Source organism: Blautia sp. MCC283 (assembly GCF_018785565.1).
Taxonomy (GTDB): domain Bacteria; phylum Bacillota; class Clostridia; order Lachnospirales; family Lachnospiraceae; genus Blautia_A.
Genome location: NZ_WQQB01000041.1, coordinates 1 through 1175 on the forward strand (window position 1 = coordinate 1; position 1175 = coordinate 1175).

At 39.4% G+C, this 1175-nt stretch carries 1 protein-coding gene; it reads left to right on the top strand.

Annotated elements, in window-relative coordinates:
* Positions 1 to 40: 40 nt before the first annotated feature.
* Complete coding sequence (locus GPK81_RS12645; protein WP_118064820.1) at positions 41 to 1162, top strand: ISAs1 family transposase; 1122 nt, start codon at positions 41 to 43, stop codon at positions 1160 to 1162.
* Positions 1163 to 1175 lie beyond the last annotated feature (13 nt).

Below are 1175 nucleotides of genomic sequence, written 5' to 3' on the forward strand. Positions count from 1 at the left end.
CCCCTTTTCTAGTAAAATAAAAGAAAAAGGGGTGTTATTTATGCAGGAATTATTAGAGTGGATGGAATACATTGAAGATACTCGTCAGCAGACAAAGGTTCGTCATACGTTGAAGGATATTCTTGTCATTGTGTTGTTTGCAACTCTTGCGAATGCGGATGACTGGGTTGAGATGGCATTGTTTGCAGAAAGCTATCAGGATTATCTTCGAAAGTATATTGAACTAAAAAACGGAATCCCCTCTCATGATACGATCCGGCGTGTCATGGGGATGATATCGCCCGAAATTCTGCAGCAGCTCTATGGAAAATGGCAGGAGCGGCTGGATAAAAATGATGGAGAACTGTTGAAGAAGATCATCTGCATAGATGGAAAAACGATGTGTTCGAATAAACGTGGAGAAGAAAAAGCAAGTCACATTGTTTCTGCATGGAGTAAGGAAGATGGATTTTGTCTGGGACAGAAAGCAGTCAAAGAAAAAAGCAATGAAATAACAGCGATTCCAGAGCTGTTGGAAAAAATCCAGATAAAGGGTCAGATCATTACGATTGATGCAATGGGAACGCAGACAGCGATCGCAGGAAAAATCAGGCAGAAACGAGCGGATTATGTTCTGGCATTGAAGAAAAATCAATACACAATGTACGAAGATGTAAAAGAATACTTTTCGAATGAGGAGTTTCAAAAAGAAATGCGCGAAAAGGGGGCATATAAGAAGACCCGTGAGAAAGCCCATGGGCAAATTGAGATCCGAGAGTATTATCAGACGGAAGATATCCGGTGGCTGAGCCAAAAGAAGAATTGGAAAGGCCTGAGAAGCATTGTAATGGAGAAGAAACGAATAGAAAAAGCAGGAAAGATAACGTATGAATATCGATATTTTATAAGCAGTTTAAAAACGGATATCAACGAAGTCAGCCGAGCGGTGCGAGGTCATTGGAGTATAGAAAGTATGCATTGGCATTTGGATGTAACATTTCGGGAGGATGCAAATACGACAATCGATAAAATGGCGGCACAAAATTTGAACATTATAAGAAAATGGAGCCTGAGTATTTTGAAACCAGCAGAACTATCAAGACATAAGTTGTCAATGAGAAAGAAAAGGTTCGTAGTAAGTTTGCGTCCAATTAAGTATTTAGAAGAGCTTTTAGAAGCTTAAAAAGTAGAAAAAA